A 22,111-nucleotide genomic window follows, 5' to 3' on the forward strand; every position below is an offset into this window, starting at 1 on the left:
GCTTATTCGAAAGGCAGTTGGCGCAAGCCCTGTGCTCCTGCGACCATCACGGAGCCTGACCCGATTGCTTGTGCGGCAGCAGCGGGTGCCAAGCGTTCTTGTGGCTTCTGCGTGAAGCTTGCACCGTCGTCAGCGCTGACCAGCACGTGACCGGCCTGGCTGACCAGAATGATTCGGCCATCTGCCGTGACGGTGCTTGCGGTGATGCTTGAGGACAGTCCCAGCTCAACCTTGTCCCAGTTCGCACCGTGATCGACGCTGCGGTAAGCATTGCCGCGCAGACCATAAACGAGCACGGCAACCGGCGTGCCGGTGATGCCGAAATAGCTTCCGCTGTAGGGGGTTGGAACGTTGACGAAGCGTTGGGATGCCGGGTCCAGTTTCAGCACGAGGCCTTGCTCGCCGACAATGAACAGGTCATCACCGATCGCACGCATCCCATAGAAGTTCAGCGCCCCAGGATTGTCTGTGCGGTCCATCAACGGAACCCAGGTCTGCCCGCCATCGTCGGTGCGAAAAATCAGGTTGAACGCGCCGACGACGTAGCCGGTTTTCTCATCAGCGAACCACACGTCCAGAAAGGGTTTGTCCGCCCCTTCATCGATCATTCGTTGGGCTTCACCCAATAACAAAGTACTGGCGGCGTCATCCGGTTGTTGTGCTGCCAGGCGCTGATAGTGTTCGAGCATGATCTGCCCCACCTGACGGCCATCGAGCTGACGCTTCCAGGTTTCACCCCTGTCATCGCTGTGCAACACAATGCCGTCGTGCCCGACTGCCCAACCCTGCGTCGGGCTTGGGAACTGCACGGCCACCAGGTCGGAACTCACCGGCACTTGTGCCTGATGCCAGCGGACGCCAGCATCATCGGAATAAAAAATATGGCCTCGCTGGCCCACGGCGATCAGGCGTTTACCCGCACTGGCCAACCCTGTGAACATCCCGTCAATGGCCTTTTCACTCTGAATCGCCGGGCTCGACAACGTATCGACAAAATCCGCGGCGACCACGGCTCTGGTAAATGGCACGGCCAATGCCACGCCTAGCGCAGCCAGCGTTATCCATCTAAATGTATTCATGAGGTTTACTCGGCAAAAAAAGCCGCCGAACAGCGCGAGGAACACTGTCGGCGACAAAAAAACACCTGCGTTTATGGCTTAGCGAATGCCCGTGCCAGCCAATGACTCAGGTGCCCACTGCGCTTTCGAAAGCGGGTCGATGTACTTGATGCCGCCATACGGGCCGTAGATGCCGGTGATGTTGTAGCTACCGGAGACAAAGTCATAAATCATGTGGTTGTCGGAGTTCGGCGCCTGTACGTCATAGCTGTAAGCCAGGTGTGCAAAGGAGCCGCGGTACAGCTTGCCGCTGGCGTCATATTCGTCCGAAGCCAGGGCGATCCAGCTGTCTTCGTCGAGGTAGAAGGTGCGCTTGCTGTAGATGTGGCGTTTGCCCGGTTTCAGCGTGGCTTCCACGACCCACACGCGGTGCAACTCCCAGCGCATCAAATCCGGATTGACGTGGTGCGCCGTGGTGATATCCGCCGCTTCCTTGTGATAGTTCAGCTTGTAGGTGTTGTAAGGAATGATCATTTCCTTCTTGCCGACCAGTTTGAAGTCATAACGGTCCAATGCGCCGTTGAATACCCAGGCATCGTCATAGGTCGAGGCACCGGCCGAGCCAGGGTTCGGGGTGTCGTAAGCGATGTCCGGCGCAAGTTTTATACGGCGCTGACCTGGCAGGTATTGCCAGCCACGACGCTCCATCTTCAGAGGGTTGACGGCATCCTGTACCAGGATGGCTTCACCCGCGCGGCGGGCCGGGGCCTGGTAATAGAGTTTGGTCTTGAAGAACAGATCGCTCTCTTTCGCCGGGTCCGTACGTTTCGGATCGTAGAGCGGGTATTCGAGATAGGCATTACCGGTGGTGGCCAGAATCGCCTTGCCGGAACCGTCGACGTTCCAGGAATCGTATTTGAAGTTGGTGGCATAACCCTGATAGCGCAACAGGTGGTTCCACATGGCCTCATAGCCATCTTTCGGGATCGGGAACGGAACGCCCGGCAGCGCGTTTTCCAGTGCGACACCGCTCTCCAGCGTTTTGGTGCCGACGGCGTTTTTCGCGGTGTTATCCAGCAACCGCTGCGGGAGCGCAACGCTGCGATGGGTCGGAAACACATCAACCCGGAACGTCGGGTAACGCTTGAGCAACTCTTGAGTGGTGGCGGTCAGTTTGCCGGCGTACTGAGCGATGTTTTTGCCATCGATGACGGCACGCGGCTTGTCAGCCTCATAAGGGTCTGGACGAAATGAACTGCCCGACTGGTAACCGGCTGGCGGCGTGGTGAGGCCGCCGGTGTAGGCCGGAATAGTGCTGTCGGCATTGCCGGCCTTTTCAGCGCCGACGCCTGTCAAGCTGCTGCCAAGTTTGGCCGCTTCGTCCGGCGAAACGGCAGCGTGTGCCGCGCCAGCGAGGGCGACGGTCAAGGCAGAGAACAATAGAGAATTTACGAACTTCATGGAGTGACTCCTGCTATCAAGCAAAGACTTCGATCAAATGGTCGTTTTGAACGTCAAAGTGACCATGCCCCGATCCTTGAGCTGAGGCTGAGTACCGCCGAAAGCAGTGGTCTGCCCCGGTACGCAGTTGTACTGCCCGTTGGCACCTGGTGCGGCGCCCTGGCCCTGAACACCCGCACCACCGGCTGAGCCGCAGGTGTCGAACGGACCAAAGTTGTCCACGTATTTCAGGTCAAAACGGTACTGGTTCTGGACATCCATACCGACGCCCACCGAATAACTGCCAGAGTCCTCATTACCGCCCAACTGGACGGCGGAGTTGCCGTTGAGGCCGACGTTGTAGGTCATTGGCATATACATATCGATGCCGGGGAACACCTGATACCAGGTCGGGTTGAAGTTGACGCCGACGATGTAGTTGTCCTTGGTGACCTTGTCGACACCGCGGTACCAGTCTTCGCCTTTGAACAGTTGTTTGTTGTCCGTGACGTCCAGCCAGCGGCTGTAGGCGAGTTCAACCAGCAAGGACGAGCTGTCCCAGACTGGCGTATCGCCAAAGGTGGTCAAACCGTTGAGCACCGCATGCACCGTGTTGCCGCGGGCTACGCCGTTTTCACCGTCAAAGCTGCTGATAAACCCTGGTAAACCGGCCGCCCCGGCTGCAGGGCTGACAGTTGCCGCCACGCTGGCCAGCGGCATGTTGTGGCGATAGTTCAAGTCGAAACCGACGCTGACCCCACCGACACTTTTCGAGAGGCTAAGGCCATAGATATCAATGTCATCGACGTAGAACTGGTTGTAGTTGCCGATGTTGCCGGAGATCAATTGCGCAGGACCTACAGCGGTTGGCTGCAAGGCCAGGTTCGGCAGAATGTCGGAGGTTTTGCGGTAGTAGACACCCAGAGTGCCTTGCAGCCATTCCGGGCTCCACTTGGCCATCAGACCGAAGTCGCCGTGCTTGTCCGGGGTGAAGGTGTGGCCGTTGCTGAGCCGCAAAAACTGATTGGCACCCAACGGGCCGGGCGTACCAAAGCGAGGATTCTGTGCGCCAATCAACGATAGGTTGTGCCCACCACTTTGGATGCCGTCGTTAAACCCAAGGTAGGTGCCAGACTCTGGTAAACGCGCGGCGTCCCAGTCGAGAAAGTACTGTGCAGCGACGGTCAGTTCCGGGTTGAGCGTGAAGCTTGCGGACAACTGATTGCGCGGGATGAACAACTCTTTGGCTTCCGTTCCGGGAACCGCCAGCGCCTTGGAAAGATCAAGCCCGGATTGTCCATAACTGTTGCCGTGAGCAAAGGCCAAGAGACTCTCGCCCCAGTAGAGGGTGTGTTTGCCTGCCTTGCCACTGAGCAGCGACTCATCCCCGACTTCCGTACTGCCGAACACGAAGGCATCGAGAATTTCTGAAGAAGGACCGTTGTAGTAACGATCGGCATAACCGCTCTGATGCCGGGAGTCCGGCACACCACTGTTTAGCTGGTTGGTCGATGCATTGTCGCTGCCGACATCGTCGTAGGCGTGGTCGTACCAGGTGTTCGCACTGACGCGAAAGCCAACCTTCTGCTTGTAAACAACGTCCAGCTCGGAAAGCACATCCATGCGTTGAGAAACCGCACTGCCGGAGGAGAAGTTGCGGTTCCCGTCATTGTTGTTCCAGGAATTGGCCAATTTGCTGTTGGCTGACTCCACCCGCTGGGCGTAGTTGAGCTTCACAGTGTTGTCGAAGCGAACCGCCAGGTCTTCATTCCCTGTGTCGATTTCCAGCGCGTGTGCGTGTGTTATGCCCAGACCCGCCAGGATGGCTGAAGTCAGCAACCCCTTGCGGAGGTTTGCATGGCAGATCTTATTATTTTTGTTCATCTAACTTGCCACCTGCTCTTTGGTTTACGAAAAACTTGGGTTGAATTCACAGCTCGCGAAGCCTGCGATCAAGTGCGCTGCAAAAGCGTGACCGACACTGATCGACCCAGTGCAGCACTGTGCTGGAGTGCCGTGCGGGCACCTGCAATCTGCCGGCCCTTGGCTGTGCCACGCAGTTGCCAGACCAGCTCGACCAATTGCGCCAACCCGGTGGCACCCGGGGCGTGACCACGTCCCAGTAGCCCGCCCGATGGGCACACCGCATTCAACTGTCCTTTCAGGCGATGACCGAGCTGCACAAAACGGTCGATCTCTTCCTCCGGGCAAAAGCCCAGTGCCGCGCTGTTGACCATGAAGTCACCAACGCTTTGGTCATGCAGCTCAACCACATCGATGTCTTCCGGTCCCAGGCCAGCCTGCTGATAGGCGTGTTGCGCCACGCGCCGGGTGGTCGCCCTTCCCAGCACATCAAGCACACAGCCGGATTCTTGTTCCGACGTGCAGTCGCTGCCTCGGGCGCTGGCCAGAACGCTCACGTCAGCCCGAGCGCCAAAGCGCAGGGCGAAGGCCGGAGAACAGATCAATACCGCCGCCGCACCACAGGCCGGCGGGCAAAGGTACGGAGGGAGCCAGCCATCACGATCCGGAACGCGGTTCAACAGAGCGTTGGGATTTATCGCCGCTTGAGCCCGCGCCCGACGGAGCACATCATCGAAGCAACGCTCGGCGATTCCCATGCGGGTCAACAGCCAACTGGTTTGAGCCGCAAAAAGTACGGCTGGATGCTGTCGACGCTCCAGTAATGAGTCCGTGACTTGGCCATGTACGGGATCCTTCAATCCGAAAAACTCACGATTGGAAATCCGTGCCGGCATGCACTCGACACCCACGACCAATACACACTCGGCTTCACCGCAAAGAATGCTGTTGCGGGCCAGTTGAAAGGCGCTGCTGGCCGACGCACAGCCATCGCTGAGGCTGAAAACCGGGATACCCGAATAGCCGATCCGGGACAGCAGCTGTTCTCCGATAGAGGCGTCACCCTGCACGCACGAGGTAAAGACCTGATCGACCAGGTCATAGTCGATTCGTGCATCGTCCAGCGTCGAACGAATGGCCCGGCCCGCCAACGCTGCGTGACTGTCACAGCCACCCAGCGGTAGAAACGGCGCCATACCCACGCCGGCGATCAGCACTCTTTCACTCATATGCCCTGCTCCCGCCAGCCGATACGGCACTGCACTCTTGTTGGAGTCCAGACTATGGCGTAGCCAATCGACGCCCCCCCCAACGTCGGGGGGGGGGTGGGCTTGAAATCAGATTGGGGGCGTAAAAGGATGATCCGAACGGATCATCTCGGGGGTTACAGCACTAGATGGAAGGGATTCTGCTGTATGCGATGACATGCTTTCGGGAGCTCAGCAGGGTACTGATTTCCTCGCCCATGAACATTCCTCATGAGCTCACACTCGATGAGCTTTACAAAAAACGATTTGTTTTCAAAATTGCGGGCATCATCCCCGTTCAAAATCCCGCGATGGTGCCTTTGTGGATACACCCACCGTCCATCGCTTACAGAGTCTTTTCCGACGCACAACCGGTCCTTTTAGAGTTACTCATTAATCTTTCACTCATTGCTGCCGATGCCTCTGGCTTAGGGCATAGGAGCAATACAGATGAGAAACAACCAACCGGTTACGCAGCGCGAGGTTGCCCTTGGGCCTCAACAAAAACTCATCTCGACAACGGATGCACGGGGCGTCATCACGTACTGCAATGACGCCTTCGTCGATATCAGCGGTTTCAACAAGTCCGACCTGATCGGCGCGCCTCAAAACATCGTTCGTCACCCCGACGTACCTTCCGCCATCTTTGCCCATATGTGGGGCGCGCTTAAGCAAGGCAAGCCGTGGATGGGCATCGTCAAGAACCGCTCCAAAAACGGCGACCACTACTGGGTCAACGCTTACGTCACGCCGATTTTCGAAGGTCGTGAGGTCGTCGGTTACGAGTCGGTCAGAGTAAAGCCGACGGCCGAGCAGATCCGCCGCGCCGAAACCCTCTATAAGCGCATCAGTCTTGGAAAATCAGCCGTCCCAAGCAGCGATCAATGGCAACCCGCCCTGCTCACCTGGATGCCTGTTGTGACGATGGGTCTGGTGGGCACGCTGGGCGGCGTGTTCCTTAGTGCGCCTTTGGCAATCATTTTTGCTGTCGGGGTATCGATTCCCATCGGGCTGCTTGTATCCCGCAGGCAAAACCGAGGGGCGCGGCATATACTGGAAATGGCTGAGGCCTCAACCTCCGACTCATTGTTGGCCAAAATGTACAGCGATGAACGGGGCCCTCAAGCACGCCTTGAAACAGCCTTTGTCAGCCAGGCGTCCCGCCTCAAGACCTGTCTCACTCGGCTACAAGACACGGCAGAGCAACTGACCAGTTTGGCTGGGAGATCCGACGGCCTCGCCGCCGATAGCTCTCGTGGACTTGACCGCCAACGGGCGGAGACCGAGCAGGTGTCGACTGCGGTCAATCAAATGGCGGCCACCACGCAGGAGGTCGCCAGCCACGTCCAGCGTACCGCTGACGCCACCCAGCAAGCCAATGTGCTGACCGGACGCGGGCGCGAGGTAGCCCGAGACACCCGAGAAGCCATTCAGCGTCTCTCCGTCGTGGTTGGCGAGACAGGGCTGACGGTGACGCAATTAGCCAAGGACAGCAATGAAATCGGGACGGTGGTGGACGTCATCAAAGGTATTGCCGATCAGACCAACCTGCTGGCGCTGAACGCAGCCATCGAAGCCGCGCGCGCGGGAGACATGGGTCGAGGCTTCGCGGTAGTCGCCGATGAAGTGCGTCAGCTGGCACAGCGTACGACTCAGTCCACGACCCAAATCCATAGCCTGATTTCCAAGTTGCAGGTTTCGTCCAACAATGCGGTGAAGACTATGGAAAGCGGACATCGCCAGGCCGAAGAAGGCGTGGCGTGGGTGCTTGAGGCAGACAAGGCCTTGGTCGGCATCAGTGAAGCCGTCGCGAACATCACGGACATGACGACCCAGATTGCCGCAGCGACCGAAGAGCAAACCGCCGTGGCCGAGGAAATCAGCCGCAATATCACGACCATCGCTAATCTGGCGGACCAAACATCTGAACAAGCCAGGCACTCGGCAGAGCTCAGCAAGGAATTAACCCAGACCGCTAAAACCCAGTATTCATTGGTCGAGCGATTTAACCGATAAGCCATCAAGCACAAAAAAAGCCACTCGTTGAGTGCCTTTTTTAGCAATCGGCCGAAAGCGGCTCATCACCAGGGAACGGTGATGGCTCAGGTCTTCCAGATTCACGAACGAAGAGAGCTGCGGGACGCTCCCTCCGTACATGTCGGTTCAATTCGTCAGGCGAGCGTTCGCCAACCCAACTGCACACGAGCCTCTTGAAGGTCGGACTGCATATCGTGATTCCACAACCAGTCGAAGCGCTCTGCGAGGGTTTTGCCCAGCAGTTGTTCGTCATCGGCTACAGCTGGATCACGCAGTTCATAAAGCTCCCCGGCTTCCCACGAGGTACGCTGCACACGACAGGCACGGGGACGACGGATTGCGTCGTAAGCCGCGAGAACCGCTTGTGGCTGGCTGTCCAGGACCTGCGGATCGGCCAGCAATCGCGCCAGAAGCCAGGCATCTTCCAACCCCTGACCTGCGCCAGCGCCCTGGTGCGGCAACATGGCATGCGCTGCATCGCCGATCAGACCCACGCGGCCGTGCACGTAGCCTGGCAACTCATCGAGTTCATGCAGCGCCCAAAGGGTGGGTGCCGGAATGCATTCGAGCAGCACCCGTGCAGCGTCTCCCCAATGATTGAAGGCAGAGAGCATTTCTTCCTGGCTGGCATTGCGCACCCATGGAGAATCGCTTGGCCAGGTTGGATCAGGGCGACTGCGATCGGAAATGAAGGCCACAACGTTGATAAGCCGGCCTTGTTTAACGGGGAATGTCAGGATATGTGCATCAAGCCCCAAGTACATCTGCGGGACGTCGACCAAGTGCTCATCAACACCCCGAGCCCGGTAGGCTGCACGCAGCTGTTGGCTGTCGATCATCCCACGGTAGGCGCAAGTACCACTGAAACGCGGTGCCACCAGGGGTTGACCAAGTCCGTTGAGAACATGATCACGAATCGATGACTTGATACCGTCGGCGGCGATCAACAGGTCGCAGCGATGCTCAGTGCCATCGGTGAACACTACGCGAGCCTGCTCGGCTTCCTGCTCCACACTGACAGCGCGCTTGCCGAACTGGGCGATCCCTTCGGGCAACTGACTGGCCAGAGCATCGAGGAAGTCAGCACGGTGTACCGAAGACTGCCCTACCCCTTCGGCCAGGCTTGCGCCCAGATAGCCGGCATCTTCACCACGACGCCATTCGAACCAGATGTCCTGCCAGGGGTCCTGCGTTTGGTCGGCAATCTTGCGATAGGGTTCGGCAATACCCAGACCCGCGATGGCACGAACGGCATTGGCGCCGAAGGAGACACCGGCTCCGACCTCGCCGAAGGCAGGAGCCGATTCGAACAACTGCACGCTCAGATGGGAATGACGGCACAGGTCCAGGGCCAGAGCCACGCCGGCAATACCACCGCCAACAATACCGATGTGCAATTTGGATTGAGATGTTTGCATAGCAAGTTACCCATGAGTCTGATTGTTATTGGAGTAACCAAATCATCGCCATCTGAGCGCTATTGATAAATACCGCAATTCCCATACATGCCATCACGAGTGTGAATATTACTTTTCAAGACGAGCAGTCATTGGCCAGACGAGCTCTTCCTTGAGCTCGCCTTTTTCTGCAATCGTTACTGCGGCACGGGTTGCTTGGAAGAAGCGGCCTGACGGCCTGGAGAGTTCTGAATCAGAAACACCAGAATAGCGATGGCCCCTATCAGACCTGGTACTGCGAAAATGAGAAAGCTCGCCTGCAGCGGCAATGAAGAAGCGTGCAGTGCGCCTCCTAACAAAGGACCGATGATTGCTCCGGTGCGACCGACGCCCATCGCCCAACCAAGCCCTGTAGACCGTATGTGCGCAGGGTAATACTGCACCGTGCAGGCGTTGGCCAGGATCTGCGTGCCAATGGTGCAAGCCCCAGCTATGGCGATGAGCACATAAAGTATCGGTAACGGCGCCTTGATCGCTAACAGGCTCAGGGCTAACGCTCCGCAACTGAAAAACGCGAACAAGACCTTTGCGATACCAATTCGGTCCCCCAGCCATCCTCCGGCCACCGCGCCAATAATCGCGCCGACGTTTAGCGCTACCAGAAACGCCAGGCTGGAGTTCAATCCATAGCCTGCGGCAGTCATGAGTTTTGGCAGCCAGGAGCTCAATGCATAAACCATCAGCAAGCAACAGAAAAACGCCAGCCACAGCATGAAGGTGTTCAACTTGCGCCCGTCCTGAAACAGCTGCGCAATCGACACAGTCATGCCTTTGGCGACCATCTGGTTCAACTGGTCATTTGCGGTTGGTTCATAAGACGGCGCGGCTTGTGCCAACAGATTTTGGGCCTTGACGGTCTGCCCTGTGCGCAAAAGGAAATCCATCGACTCAGGCAATTGTCGTATCAGAAATGGCAAGGCCAACAGCGGAATCAGCGCTACATAGAACACGGCTTGCCATCCCCACTGTGGGATCAGCACCATGCCCAGGCTCGCCGATAGCATTCCCCCTAACGAGTAGCCACTGAACATGATCGCGACCAACGTGCTGCGGGATTTTTTTGGCGCGTACTCGTTCATCAACGCGACAACGTTGGGCATTACACCCCCGATCCCAAGACCGGCGATGAATCGGCATAAGGCGAAAGCCTCGGGGCTCCGTGCCAGGCCGTTGATCGCTGTGACTGCGCTGAAGATGGCGACGCACATCATGATGGTTTTTCGTCGGCCTATACGATCCGACAGTGAACCGAAAAACAGAGCACCCAGCATCATGCCCACCAGCGCACAGCTACCTAACGCACCCGCCTGCAACGAACTGAGGCCCCACTCGGACATCAGTGAGGGCAATACGACCCCATAGATGACCAGATCGTAACCGTCGAAAATGATGATGAGCGCGCACCAGAACAGCACGCGCGCATGGAAGGTATTGAAACGTGCCCCGTCAATCAGGGCTGATACATCTATCGTACGCATGGCATCGCTCTTCTTGTCATTGTTATAGAGCCGGAGGATCTGATGCCTCCGGAAATTGCGCGGTGCCCAATGCGTTCAGCACTGGACATGGATTCGATCATGGGCAAACGATCGACCGTGATAAATGCAGCCAGGTGAATAGGCATTATTTCGAACGTGAATAAAGATCGAAGGGGAGCAAAAGTCCCATCGATCTCACGATGGACGCGGCGGTCTGGCACTTGTTAGGCTTTGGCTCTTGCAGCGGCGATTTCAGAGCGGTGCAGACCAACGATGGGCAACGATTCATAGCCCTTATGAGCGCGCAATCTGCACGAGGCGTTATGGAATTACGTGAGCTGGATCTCAATCTACTTCTGGTGTTTAACCAGCTGCTCATTGACCGCCGGGTATCAACAGCGGCGGATAGCCTTGAGTTGACCCAGCCCGCTGTCAGCAACGCGTTAAAGCGACTGCGTGTCGCTTTGAACGACGAGCTGTTCGTTCGCACTTATCAAGGAATGGAGCCCACGCCCTATGCCCGGCAGTTGGCTGAGCCGGTTGCGCTGGCCATTCAGACCTTACGTGATGCACTGAGCCGGCAGGACAAGTTTGACCCGCTCAACTGCAATCGCAGGTTTACGATGGCGATGACCGACATCGGTGAAATCTACTTCATGCCACGGCTGATGGACGCGCTGGCTGAGCGCGCTCCGGGTTGCTCGATCAGCACACTGCGCAACACCTCCAATACCTTGGCCGAAGGATTGCAGAACGGTGCGATCGACCTCGCCGTCGGATTGCTGCCGCACCTGCAAGCCGGATTTTTTCAGCAGCGCCTGTTTCACCATCGCTATGTCTGCATTTGCCGTAAGGACCACCCGGCTACCAGGGAACCGTTAACGCTTGAGCGTTTTTGCAGTTATGACCACGTTCGCGTTGTAGCAGCGAACACGGGTCACGGCGAAGTAGATACGTTTCTGGCTCGGGCCGGCATCGAGCGCAACATACGCCTCGAGGTCCCCCATTTCGTCGCAGTCGGCCACATACTTCAACGCACCGACTTAATGGCAACAGTGCCTGAACGATTCGCCAGCAGTTGCGAACAACCCTTTGGGCTCGCGGTTCTACCGACGCCGGTGGAACTGCCTAACATCGAAATAAATTTATTCTGGCATGCACGCTATAACAAGGACCCAGCCAATCGTTGGCTTCGCCAGCTGATGTTCGAGCTGTTTTCTGATTGAGGCGTGCCCTGGCCGGTTACCGCTGCGGCGACAAATCACCTCTTCGATCCTGCTAACGATCTATATCTATGGCTATCTCGACCGCATCAAGACCGGCGCAGCGAACTTCGCCTACGGGACTTTGAAGGACTCTATAGATCTCAGAAACCACCTGCATCGTTGCGTCTTCGATCGTTCCTTCATTACGGCATAAAACCCAGCCGTGATCTGCAATCGCTCGCTCGAACGCCTTGGTACACGCGACATGTTCTTCCAGCTTATGGATCACGGTACTGCTCAGCCCACGCCGTCGTGCCGCTGCCCTCGCCCATGAAATATCTGGGGCGGTGACAACCCCGACATGCAGGTCTGGCACTCGCACATTTCGATCAATGTTCAACTGTAGAATCTCTGCAAACGGGACTATCCGGCGAAACGCGGCATCAGACGGGTACCAGCGATCGATCAAGATGATGCTGCCTGATGGCTGTTTAGGCAGCACGTGCTGGGAAATCCAGGTACGGCTATCAGCAAGGCGCTCACAAACCCTCAACTCCAAATCCCGGGTGGGGTTTCTGACGAGTTTGTTAACGAGGGCCATTGTTTCACCCCTATAGGGATCGCTTTTACTCTCGCAAAGTCGGATCACCTTTTTGTTGTCTGCCCTCAGTGCTTTCGTAACGGCCTCCAACAGTGTGGTTTTGCCGGTTCCCTTGGGCCCATCTAGAGAAACAAACAGCGGACGATTCATTCTTCACATAACGATTGATATACGGTTTTTTTTGCCCGGTTCGTTCGCTGGAACCGCTTGGCGCGACTACGCGAATCGAGTGGAGGGTGCTTATGAACAGACACTGATGAACACTCTAACCTGATTTCCGGCTAACGGGTCTCAGAATCCAGGGTTATGGATAGCGGATTTGGACTACGATTCTCAGGTACAGGCCCCTGAAACGGAGAAGCCAATGAGCACCTTGAAACTTCACCCTGCACTGGACAACGGTATCCAATCCGCCGCCGAGAATTTCACAGGAGGCACCCTGCAATGCCTGTGTGCGACCGATAAGGTCGAGGTCAAGATCGACGCACAAACCCTGCATAACCACGCGTGCGGCTGCAGCAAATGCTGGAAACCGCAAGGTGCGACGTTCGCCGTGATCGCCGTGGTGCCTCGGGATAAGGTCAGCGTCACGGCCCACAGCGAAAAACTGGAAATTGTCGACGAAGCCGCCACCATCCAGCGGCACGCCTGCAAGCAGTGCCACACCCATCTCTTCGGGCGCATCGAGAACAAGGACCATGCGTTTTATGGCCTGGACTTCGTCCACACCGAGCTCTCTCCGCAGACCGGATGGGCTGCGCCGGGGTTCGCAGCGTTCGTGTCCTCCATCATCGAAACCGGCACACCGCCAACGCAAATGAAGGCCATCCGTGAGCGTCTGCGCTCGATCGGCCTGGAGCCCTATGACTGCCTGTCCCCGGAATTGATGGATGCAATGGCGACTCATGTCGCCAAACAGAAAGGCTTGCTCCCCTCCGCCTGATTGATCGGCCGCCGTGGTTTCTTCGTCGGACCGCGGCCGGCTGTGCAGCTCAAACCGCAAAACACGCTCGGCCTGATCAATAACGCCATTGTCTTCGCGATCCCGCTCCCGACGAGGCAGCGCTTGCAGCCGGAACCAGTGTCAAAATAACGTTATTTCCTTTGCCTTCCCTAACAACCGCTGATCAGCAGGATCAGTTATTTGACGTATCTCCGATATGCGGTCATAACTTTTGCGCTCCGTTGGGTCATAAACCGGTAGCTGTCGATGGAATATTGGCATCTGCCGAGGTTTAGCCTGATACGGAGATAAACTCATGATTTTCAACGTACAGAATTTTGGCGCCAAAGGAGATGGCATCACAGACGACACCGCGGCGATACAAAGCGCGATTGATGCGGCGGCCGCTGCAGGCGGTGGGCAGGTGTACATACCGACCGGAACCTATATCGTTTCGGGAGGCGAGGAACCCTCCGACGGTTGCCTGATGCTCAAGAGCAACGTCTACCTGTACGGCGACGGCATGGGCGAAACCACCGTCAAGGTGGCTGACGGCTCCGACACCAAGATCACGGGTGTCATCCGCTCGGCCTATGGCGAGGAAACCCACGACTTTGGCGTCAGCAACCTCACCATCGACGGCAACCGTGACAACACCACCGGCAAGATCGACGGTTGGTTCAACGGCTACATTCCCGGCCAAGCAGGCTACGACTCCAACGTCACCCTCGACAGCGTCGAGATCAAGGATTGCTCCGGGTACGGTTTCGACCCTCACGAGCAGACCGTCAACATGGTCATCAAGAACAGCGTGTCCCACGGCAATGGCCTGGACGGCTTCGTTGCTGACTTCCTCAGCGACAGCACCTTCGAAAACAACGTTGCCTACGACAATGACCGCCACGGTTTCAACGTCGTCACCAGTACCCACGACTTCACCCTCACCAACAACGTTGCCTACAACAATGGCGGCAATGGCATCGTGGTGCAGCGCGGCAGCGAGGACATCCCCTCCCCCAGCAACATCACCATCACCGGTGGCGAGGTGTACGGCAACGGCGCCGAAGGGGTGCTGATCAAGCTGTCCAGCGAGGTGACCGTCAGCGGCGTCGATATCCACGACAACACCAGCGCCGGGATCCGCATCTACGGCAGCAACCACGTCGAGATCATCGACAACACGCTCAACAACAACTCCCTGGGCAACCCCGTACCGGAAATCATCATCCAGTCCTACGACGACACCCTGGGCGTGTCAGGTAAGTACTTCAACGGCAGCGACAACACGATCCAGGGCAACCTTATCAGCGGCAGCAACCTGTCGACCTACGGTGTTGCAGAGCGCAATGAAGACGGCACCGATCGCAACGCCATCATCGGCAACACCATCAGCCACACCAGCAAGGGCGCCACGCTGGTCTATGGCGACGGCAGCTACGTCAGCGCCACAGTGCCGATGACCACCGTGCAAGGTACGGCTGGCAACGACACCCTGTTGGGCAGTGCCGCCAACGAGATTTTCTATGGCGTAGCCGGCAATGACACCATCAATGGCGGGGCCGGTGGCGACATTCTGGTGGGTGGTGCAGGCATCGACAAACTCACCGGCGGTACCGGCGCCGATACGTTCCGTTTCGTCGCTCAGTCCGACAGTTACCGCAACGCAACCTCAAGCTTCGATGACACCATCACCGACTTCGACGTCACCCAGGACAAGATCGACCTCGCCGGCCTAGGTTTCACGGGCCTGGGCAATGGCCGTGGCGGCACCCTGCAGGTCAGCTACAGCGCCAGCAATGACCGCACCTACATCAAGGACTACGATGCCGACGCCAGCGGCAATCGCTTCGAATTGATTCTCTCGGGCAACCTCGCCAGCACCCTGACCGCCAGCCATTTCATCTTCAATAGTGTGATCACTGGCACCAGCGGCAGCGACTCGCTGCTGGGTGGCAATTCGGCCGACACCCTGCTCGGCCTGGCGGGTAACGACAGCCTCAGTGGTGGCGCGGGCGACGACAAGCTCGACGGTGGTGCCGGCATGGACACCCTCACCGGTGGCGCCGGGGCGGACATCTTTGTGTTCTCCAATCGCCTGGACAGTTACCGCAACTACAACACCGGCGGTGCCAACCTTGGCGACCTGATCACCGATTTCGATATCAGCGCCGACAAGATCGACCTCTCGGCCATGGGTTTCACCGATCTGGGGGACGGCAAAAACAACACCGTGTACCTGGCGCTCAATACTGCTGGCACCAAGACTTACATCAAGTCCCTGACCGCCGACGCCAATGGCAACCGGTTCGAAGTGGCGCTGGACGGCAACTACCTCAACACGCTAACCAGCGCCAATTTTGTCTTCGCCACCTCGTCGCCGACCAATCAGGCGCCGGTGCTGGCCACGCCATTGCTGGATCAGACCGCGACCGAAAACACCGCATTCAGCTACGTGGTGCCGGCCACCAGTTTCACCGATCCGGATAATGACAGCCTCAGCTACACCGCCAAACTGGCCAATGGCAGCGCCCTGCCCGGCTGGCTGACATTCGACGCCGCCACCCGCACCTTCAGCGGCACGCCAAGCGACACGGCATCGGGCACTTACTCCATACAGGTCACCGCGTCCGATGGCAGCAATGCAACCGTCAGCGACAGCTTCGCCCTGGCGGTGGCCGATGCGCCTGCCAACACCATCACCGGCACCAACAATGCCGAAACGCTCAACGGCACGGCGGGCGCAGACCTGATCCTCGGCCTCGGTGGCAACGACACAATCAAGGCCGGCACCGGCGCGGACACCGTCGACGGCGGCGCCGGACGCGATTCGCTGTACGGCGGTGACGGTGCCGACACCTTCCGCTACACCAACGTACTCGACAGCTACCGCGACTACGACACCGGCGGTGTCACGGCCACCGACACGATTTATGACTTTACCGTGGGCGTCGACAAGATCGATGTTTCGGGACTTGGCATTGTCGGCCTCGGCGATGGCAGCAATGGCACGTTGTACATCACCCTCAACACGGCCGGCGACAAGACCTACATCAAATCCGCCGAGGCCGACGCCGATGGCAATCGATTCGAAATCGCCCTCAACGGCAACTACCTCAACACCCTGACCGCCAGCGACTTCGTGTTCGGCGAGCGTGCCCAGCAGGACATCCTCTACGTGCCCACCCTCGGCCAATCCAATGCGCGCCTGCTGCGCATGACGGAGGACGACAATCAGTCCGGCACCTCGATGCTGGTCAACGACCTGGACCGCTACACCACCTATGACGTGCGCAGCCAGTTCAGCGATGCCGATGGCAACGGCATCGACATCGCGGTGGGCGGCAGCACGGTCACCGGCCTGTCGACTCTCAGCGCCGAGGAACTCAAGTTGTGCTGGTGGCTGACCGACACCAACCAACCCGGGCCTGCGCTGTTGCGCGCCGTGACGCTGCTGCGGGACCAGCTCACCGAACTGCAATCCATCAGTAACGTCACCATGGGCATCATTTGGGGCCAGGGCGAGGAAGCCGCCCAGGAGATCGCCCGCGCCACGGACAAACCAGCGGCAGCAGCGGCCTACAAGGCTGCGACCCTGAAGGTGTTTGATTACCTGCATGCCCAGGTCGGCAACTTCAGCGTGTACATCATGGAAACCGGTCACTACGAGCAGGACGCGGCGCGTACCCGTGGTTATTCGGAAGACAAGATTGCCTCCATCGTCGAGGGGGTTGGCTATGTCCGCGCCGCCCAGGAAGCCATCGCCGCCGAGCGCGCCGACGTCAAGCTGGCGGTGGACTACACCGACCTCCCCTTGCGCCACGAAGTCGATCCGCAGGCGTATCCCGACGACGTCTGGCACCTGCACGAGGAGTCGGCGGAGATCGTCGGCCAGCGCCTGGCCGACTACATTGCCACTGACCTTGGCTTCCAGGGCAACCCCAACGACAACAACAGCGTGCAGGACATTTTCGACAACGCTCAGAACATGATTTCCGGTACCGGCCAGGCGGATACCCTGGTGGGCACTTCGGGCAACGACACACTGAATGGCGGCCTGGGCGCCGACACCATGACCGGGGGCAATGGCAACGACATCTATGTGGTCGATAACGCGTCCGACCGCGTGGTGGAAACCAACACTTCGACCTCGCAGATCGATACGGTGCAGGCCTCGATCAGTTGGACCCTGGGCGCCAATCTCGAGAACCTGGTGCTCACCGGTGTGTCGGCCATCAACGGCACCGGCAATGAGCGGCACAACTTCATCACCGGCAATGCCGCCAATAACGTGCTCGATGGTGCCGCAGGGGACGACAGCATGAGCGGCGGCGATGGCAACGACACCTACTATGTCGACAACGCCGACGACATCGTGATCGAGACCAACAGCAATGCGGCGTCTGGAGGGATCGACAGCGTGCACAGCAGGCTGGCGGCCTATACCCTCGGCAACAACGTCGAGCGTCTTTATATTGATAGCACTGGCGCCGCCAATGGCACGGGCAACGCGCTGGACAACACGCTGTTCGCCGGAGCCGGCAACAACGTGCTGGACGGGCGCGATGGCAATGACACGGTGTCTTTTGAACGCGCTCTGTCCGGCGTTACCGTAAACCTCTCGACGTCCGCGCAACAAAACACCTTGGGTTCCGGGCTCGACACCTTGAAATTCTTCGAAAACCTGACGGGAAGCGCCTTCGCCGACAGTCTGTCGGGCAACAGCGCGGCGAACGTTCTGAGTGGCGGTGCGGGCAACGATACGCTGGTGGGTGGTTCGGGCGATGACCGGCTGATCGGCGGTGCAGGCACCGACACCCTCACCGGTGGCACTGGCGCGGATACCTACGCGTTTGGTGCGCTGTCGGACATGGGCGTCGGGGCTTTGCGCGATGTGATCAGCGGTTTCAAGACCACCGAGGGTGATCATCTGGATCTTACCGGCCTGGACGCCAACCCGCTGACCGCCAACGTGGACGCCTTCACTTTCATCGGCAGCAACGCCTTCGACCCCACCAACGCCACCGGCCAACTGCGCTTTGCCGATGGCATTCTCTACGGCAGTGTCAACGCCGACGCCACCCCCGAGTTCGAATTCGATTTGGTGGGCGTCAAGGAGCTGCACGCCAGCGACTTTACAGCCTGAGTTGCACTTTGCTCGCGACGGCGGCGGTACATTCGGCATGGACGCTGACTGATCCACCGCTATCGCGAGCAAGCTCGCTCCCACAGGGGATTTGCAGTGCCCGAAAAATTAAAGCCCACCACAGACCCTAATGCCAGTCAGTTAAGCCGTAACGCGATCCTTGTAGCAGCTGGCGAAGCCTGCGTTCGGCTGCGCAGCAGTCGTAAAGTCAGATAATGCGGTGTGTCAGACCCACCGAGGACTCAGGTTTCACGACTGCTGCGCCGCCGAACGCAGGCTTCGCCAGCTGCTACACGGTATGCGTGCTGCTGAAACTGCTTAACTGACTGGCATTAACCACAGACCCAATGTGCCGAGGGGATAAATCCCTTCGCCACAAACGACCGTGTGCCGATTGCACGGTCGGGTCATTGAGGCGCGAGGCGTCGTGCGCAGCAATCATGCTCATTCCTCTTTGAAGGCCGCAAGCAAGCGTTCACGCAAAGGTTTCATCAGGTAATTCATAAAGGTGCGTTCCCCCGTCACCACCGTGACATCGGCGAGCATGCCGGGGCGCACCAGCAGTCCGGCGGCCTGCAGCGAGGCGACGGTGTCAGCGGGAATTTCGACCTTGGCGGAAAAGTACGGCTGGTGCGTCTGTTCATTGATCAATTGATCCGCCGACACCGTAGTCACCGTGCCGGTGACCGTCGGCGTATCCACCCGTTGCAGCGCGGTGAAATGCACATGCACCGGCAGCCCCGGGCGCAACTTATTGGCCATCAACGGCTCGAAACGCGCGGTGATCGCCATCGGCGCATCCAGCGGCACCACCTGCATCAGGGTTTGGCCGGCCTGCGCAACACCCCCGACCGTATGAATGCTCACGTCCATGACCTGCCCGGACACTGGCGCACGGATCGCACCGTTGTCGACTTCAAACTGTAAGGCACGAATCTGATCGGCATAACCTGCCGCCTCGGCAGAGACCTCGCTGAGCCGGGTTTCGGCATCGCGGCGAAATTCCTGCTGCGCCTGCAAGGCCTTGAGCCGGCTTTCATTGATCGCCTGGCGGGTCCTGCCAACATCGCCCACCCCGGAGGAAATCTGCCCGGCCAATTGGGCTGCGTTGCGTTCGGCCTCGAAGAGTTTGTTGCGCGGAATGAAGCCTTCACTGGCCAATCCACGCAGGCCTTCCAGCTCCTGCTGCTGGAAGCGCATCTGCGTGTCGTAGTTGCGCTTGAGGCCTTCGTAACCGAGCAATTGCTGCTGCAATGCCGCGGCTTCGTGTTCGATGATCTGCAAGCGGCTGCCCAGTTCTGCGCGGCGGGTCAAAAACAACTGGCTCTGCAAGGCCATGGAAGCCTTGACCCGCGGTTCATCGGCGCGTTCCAGCAGTTCAGCGGGCCATTGGATCTCGGCTGAGCCCAGGCGCTCGGCAATCAACCGCGCCTCGACGCTGCGATCGTTGAGCAACTTGCCCAGGGTCACGTCCCGTTGCGACTGCGCCTGCACCGTATTGAGCTGCACCAGCAACTGCCCCTGGGTGACGCGGTCGCCATCGCTGACCAGCAGCTTTTCCACTACCCCGCCGACCAACGACTGCACAGCCTTGCGTTCGCCCGCCACCACCACGGTGCCGCTGCCCACCACACCCTGGTCGAGCGGCGCCAGGCAGGCCCAGAGCAGAAAACCGCCCAGCGTCAGGACCAGGAAACCGACACCATAGCGTGCCGCCCCCCCGGCGTCGGTATTGGCGCAGGGCAGCGTTGTGGCGCCGCGCACGCTCGTCCCCTGCTCGCTATACGTTTGTGCCTCAGGAGTCAGATCACGCATCTTCGCCAGTCTCCCTGACCGCGGCCGGTCTTGGCCCTGGCATCAATGCCTTGAGCACCTGATCCCGTGGACCGAATGCGTGTTGAGTGCCGTCCTTGAGCACCAGAATGTAATCGACCACCGCGAGCACATTAGGTCGGTGGGTAATCAGCACCACGGTGCTGCCAGCAGCCTTGAGCGCGCTGATGGCCTGCACCAGCGCCCGCTCTCCGGCGTCATCGAGGTTGGAGTTGGGCTCATCGAGCACAATCAGCGACGGGCGCCCATATAGCGCGCGAGCCAGGCCGAGGCGTTGCTTTTGTCCACCGGACAAGCCAAGCCCGCCGGGGCCCAGCGGCGTGTCGTAACCCTTGGGGAACCTCAGGATCATCTCGTGAATGCCGGCGTGACGCCCGGCGGCGATGATCTTGTCGGCGTCCTGCTCGCCGAAGCGGGCAATGTTGTCGGCCACACTGCCGTCGAACAGCTCGATGTCCTGCGGCAGGTATCCAAGGTGCGGGCCCAGGGCGTCGTGGGACCATTGACTGATCTCGGCGTCGTCCAGGCGCACCGACCCACCCATGGCCGGCCATACGCCGACCATCGCCCTGGCCAGCGTTGATTTACCACTGGCACTGGGGCCGACGACCGCGAGCACATCACCTTTGGCCAGGCTGAAATTGATACCCCGCAGGATCGGTTGCGAGGCGCCGTGCGGGCCGACATACAACTGCTCCAGGCGCACTGCCCCGGTGGGCGGTGGCAAAGGCATACGCAGACGCTCGCGCGGATGCTGGGCAAGCAGTTGGCTCAGGCGCTGGTAGCTCTGGCGGCCGGAGTTGAATTGCTTCCACGAGCCAATGGCGATTTCCACGGGCGCCAGGGCACGCCCCAGCAGCAGCGACATCGCAATCATCATGCCCGCCGACAATTGGCCTTCAAGCACCAACAACGCCCCCAGGCCCAGTGCCAGAGACTGTCCGGAGATGCGCACGAAACGGGTCATCGACGTGATACGCGCGCCACGGTCGCTGGCATGGGCCTGGGCGGCAATGATGCGTTGCTGCAGCAGGCTCCAACGCTGGCGCAACGGCCCGAGCATGCCCAGGGCCTGGATGACTTCGGCATTGTGTAACGTGCTGTTTACATAGATCGACGACTGCACGCCCAGGCGATTGGCTTCGCCCAAACGCGTGCGGGTCGCCAACTCGCCCCACAGCGCCAGGCCAATCAGCACCAGGGCCAGAACCAGCGTCAGCACGCCGAACCAGGGGTGAAAGATGAACGCCACCAGCAGGAAGATTGGCAACCACGGCGCATCGAGCAAGGCGATCAGGCCCTGGCCGGTGATCAACTGCCGCAGCGTCGCCAGATCGATGAGCACCTGCGCGGGGTTGGCGTTGTGCTCGCGCAGGCTGCGGGCGAAGGCGGCGTCGAAAATCCGCTCGCCCAAGGCATCGTCCAGCCCCGCGCTCATGCGAATCATCACCTCGCCGCGTGCCCACTCGATCAGGGCGCTGAACATGAACAGTCCCAGGGCGATCAAGGTGAGCATGAACAAGGTGGTTTCGTTGCGGCTGGTGAGGACCCGGTCGTACACCTGCATCATGTAGAGCGACGGCACCAGCACCAGCAGGTTGATCACCCCACTGAACAGCGCCAGCGACCAGAACACTCGGCGATAGCTTAATAAAGCGGCATCAATGTCTTGACGCGGATCGAGAAGCAAACCCATAGAGTGTCGCCCGCAAAAGGAAAAGTCGTTCCAGGACGCAATCCATCGCGGTTTTTTTTGCCCCAAGGCATTGGAGAAAACACTAAACGTAGCCGGATGCGCCGCTATCA

12 protein-coding genes and 2 pseudogenes are annotated in these 22,111 nt (G+C 59.0%); 5 read left to right on the top strand and 9 right to left on the bottom strand.

Annotated elements, in window-relative coordinates; genetic code table 11:
• Positions 1 to 2: 2 nt before the first annotated feature.
• From ACA079_RS16375 to ACA079_RS16390, 4 genes are all read right to left on the bottom strand, one after another.
• A complete protein-coding gene (locus tag ACA079_RS16375; RefSeq protein ID WP_497700063.1) occupies positions 3 to 1,079 on the bottom strand; it encodes a WD40/YVTN/BNR-like repeat-containing protein in 1,077 nt (358 codons plus the stop codon).
• Between the two features lie 78 nt (positions 1,080 to 1,157).
• On the bottom strand, positions 1,158 to 2,519 hold the full coding sequence (locus ACA079_RS16380) for a DUF1329 domain-containing protein (RefSeq protein ID WP_497700064.1): 1,362 nt from the start codon (positions 2,517 to 2,519) through the stop codon (positions 1,158 to 1,160).
• A 33-nt stretch (positions 2,520 to 2,552) separates the two neighbouring features.
• Positions 2,553 to 4,382: a DUF1302 domain-containing protein gene (locus ACA079_RS16385; RefSeq protein WP_497700065.1), complete on the bottom strand. Its 1,830-nt coding sequence runs from the start codon at positions 4,380 to 4,382 to the stop codon at positions 2,553 to 2,555.
• Positions 4,383 to 4,450: 68 nt separating this feature from the next.
• A complete protein-coding gene (locus ACA079_RS16390) occupies positions 4,451 to 5,590 on the bottom strand; it encodes a thiolase C-terminal domain-containing protein (RefSeq protein ID WP_497700066.1) in 1,140 nt (379 codons plus the stop codon).
• A 468-nt stretch (positions 5,591 to 6,058) separates the two neighbouring features.
• Between ACA079_RS16390 and ACA079_RS16395 the strand changes: the two are divergent.
• Both ACA079_RS16395 and ACA079_RS16400 read left to right on the top strand, forming a co-directional pair.
• A pseudogene (locus ACA079_RS16395) lies at positions 6,059 to 6,325 on the top strand (PAS domain-containing protein); the annotation flags it as partial.
• 336 nt (positions 6,326 to 6,661) lie between these two features.
• Positions 6,662 to 7,624 (top strand): annotated as a pseudogene (locus ACA079_RS16400) (methyl-accepting chemotaxis protein); the annotation flags it as partial.
• A gap of 155 nt (positions 7,625 to 7,779) precedes the next feature.
• Here the strand turns inward: ACA079_RS16400 and salA are convergent.
• Positions 7,780 to 9,063, bottom strand: a complete 1,284-nt coding sequence (salA, locus tag ACA079_RS16405) for a salicylate 1-monooxygenase (RefSeq protein ID WP_497700067.1) — start codon at positions 9,061 to 9,063, stop codon at positions 7,780 to 7,782.
• A gap of 176 nt (positions 9,064 to 9,239) precedes the next feature.
• Complete coding sequence (locus ACA079_RS16410) at positions 9,240 to 10,580, bottom strand: MFS transporter (protein ID WP_497700068.1); 1,341 nt, start codon at positions 10,578 to 10,580, stop codon at positions 9,240 to 9,242.
• Positions 10,581 to 10,903: 323 nt separating this feature from the next.
• Here ACA079_RS16410 and ACA079_RS16415 point away from each other — a divergent pair, with 323 nt between their 5' ends.
• Positions 10,904 to 11,806, top strand: a complete 903-nt coding sequence (locus ACA079_RS16415) for a LysR family transcriptional regulator (RefSeq protein ID WP_497700069.1) — start codon at positions 10,904 to 10,906, stop codon at positions 11,804 to 11,806.
• 52 nt (positions 11,807 to 11,858) lie between these two features.
• Here ACA079_RS16415 and ACA079_RS16420 read toward each other — a convergent pair whose 3' ends face one another.
• Positions 11,859 to 12,536: a dTMP kinase gene (locus tag ACA079_RS16420; RefSeq protein WP_497700070.1), complete on the bottom strand. Its 678-nt coding sequence runs from the start codon at positions 12,534 to 12,536 to the stop codon at positions 11,859 to 11,861.
• Between the two features lie 214 nt (positions 12,537 to 12,750).
• Between ACA079_RS16420 and gfa the strand changes: the two genes are divergently transcribed.
• On the top strand, positions 12,751 to 13,329 hold the full coding sequence (gene gfa / locus ACA079_RS16425) for an S-(hydroxymethyl)glutathione synthase (RefSeq protein WP_497700071.1): 579 nt from the start codon (positions 12,751 to 12,753) through the stop codon (positions 13,327 to 13,329).
• 316 nt (positions 13,330 to 13,645) lie between these two features.
• Positions 13,646 to 18,472 carry a M10 family metallopeptidase C-terminal domain-containing protein gene (locus ACA079_RS16430; RefSeq protein WP_497700072.1) on the top strand — a complete coding sequence of 1,609 codons (4,827 nt, stop codon included), beginning with the start codon at positions 13,646 to 13,648 and terminating at the stop codon, positions 18,470 to 18,472.
• A 444-nt stretch (positions 18,473 to 18,916) separates the two neighbouring features.
• Here the strand turns inward: ACA079_RS16430 and ACA079_RS16435 are convergent, their stop codons facing one another.
• Both ACA079_RS16435 and ACA079_RS16440 read right to left on the bottom strand, forming a co-directional pair.
• Entirely contained in the window at positions 18,917 to 20,287 is a 1,371-nt protein-coding gene (locus ACA079_RS16435; protein WP_497700073.1) for an HlyD family type I secretion periplasmic adaptor subunit, read from the bottom strand.
• A complete protein-coding gene (locus ACA079_RS16440) occupies positions 20,280 to 22,001 on the bottom strand; it encodes a type I secretion system permease/ATPase (RefSeq protein WP_497700074.1) in 1,722 nt (573 codons plus the stop codon). The genes ACA079_RS16435 and ACA079_RS16440 overlap by 8 nt, the downstream gene beginning before the upstream one ends.
• Positions 22,002 to 22,111: the final 110 nt, after the last annotated feature.

It is taken from the genome of Pseudomonas sp. LBUM1645, from assembly GCF_059716185.1.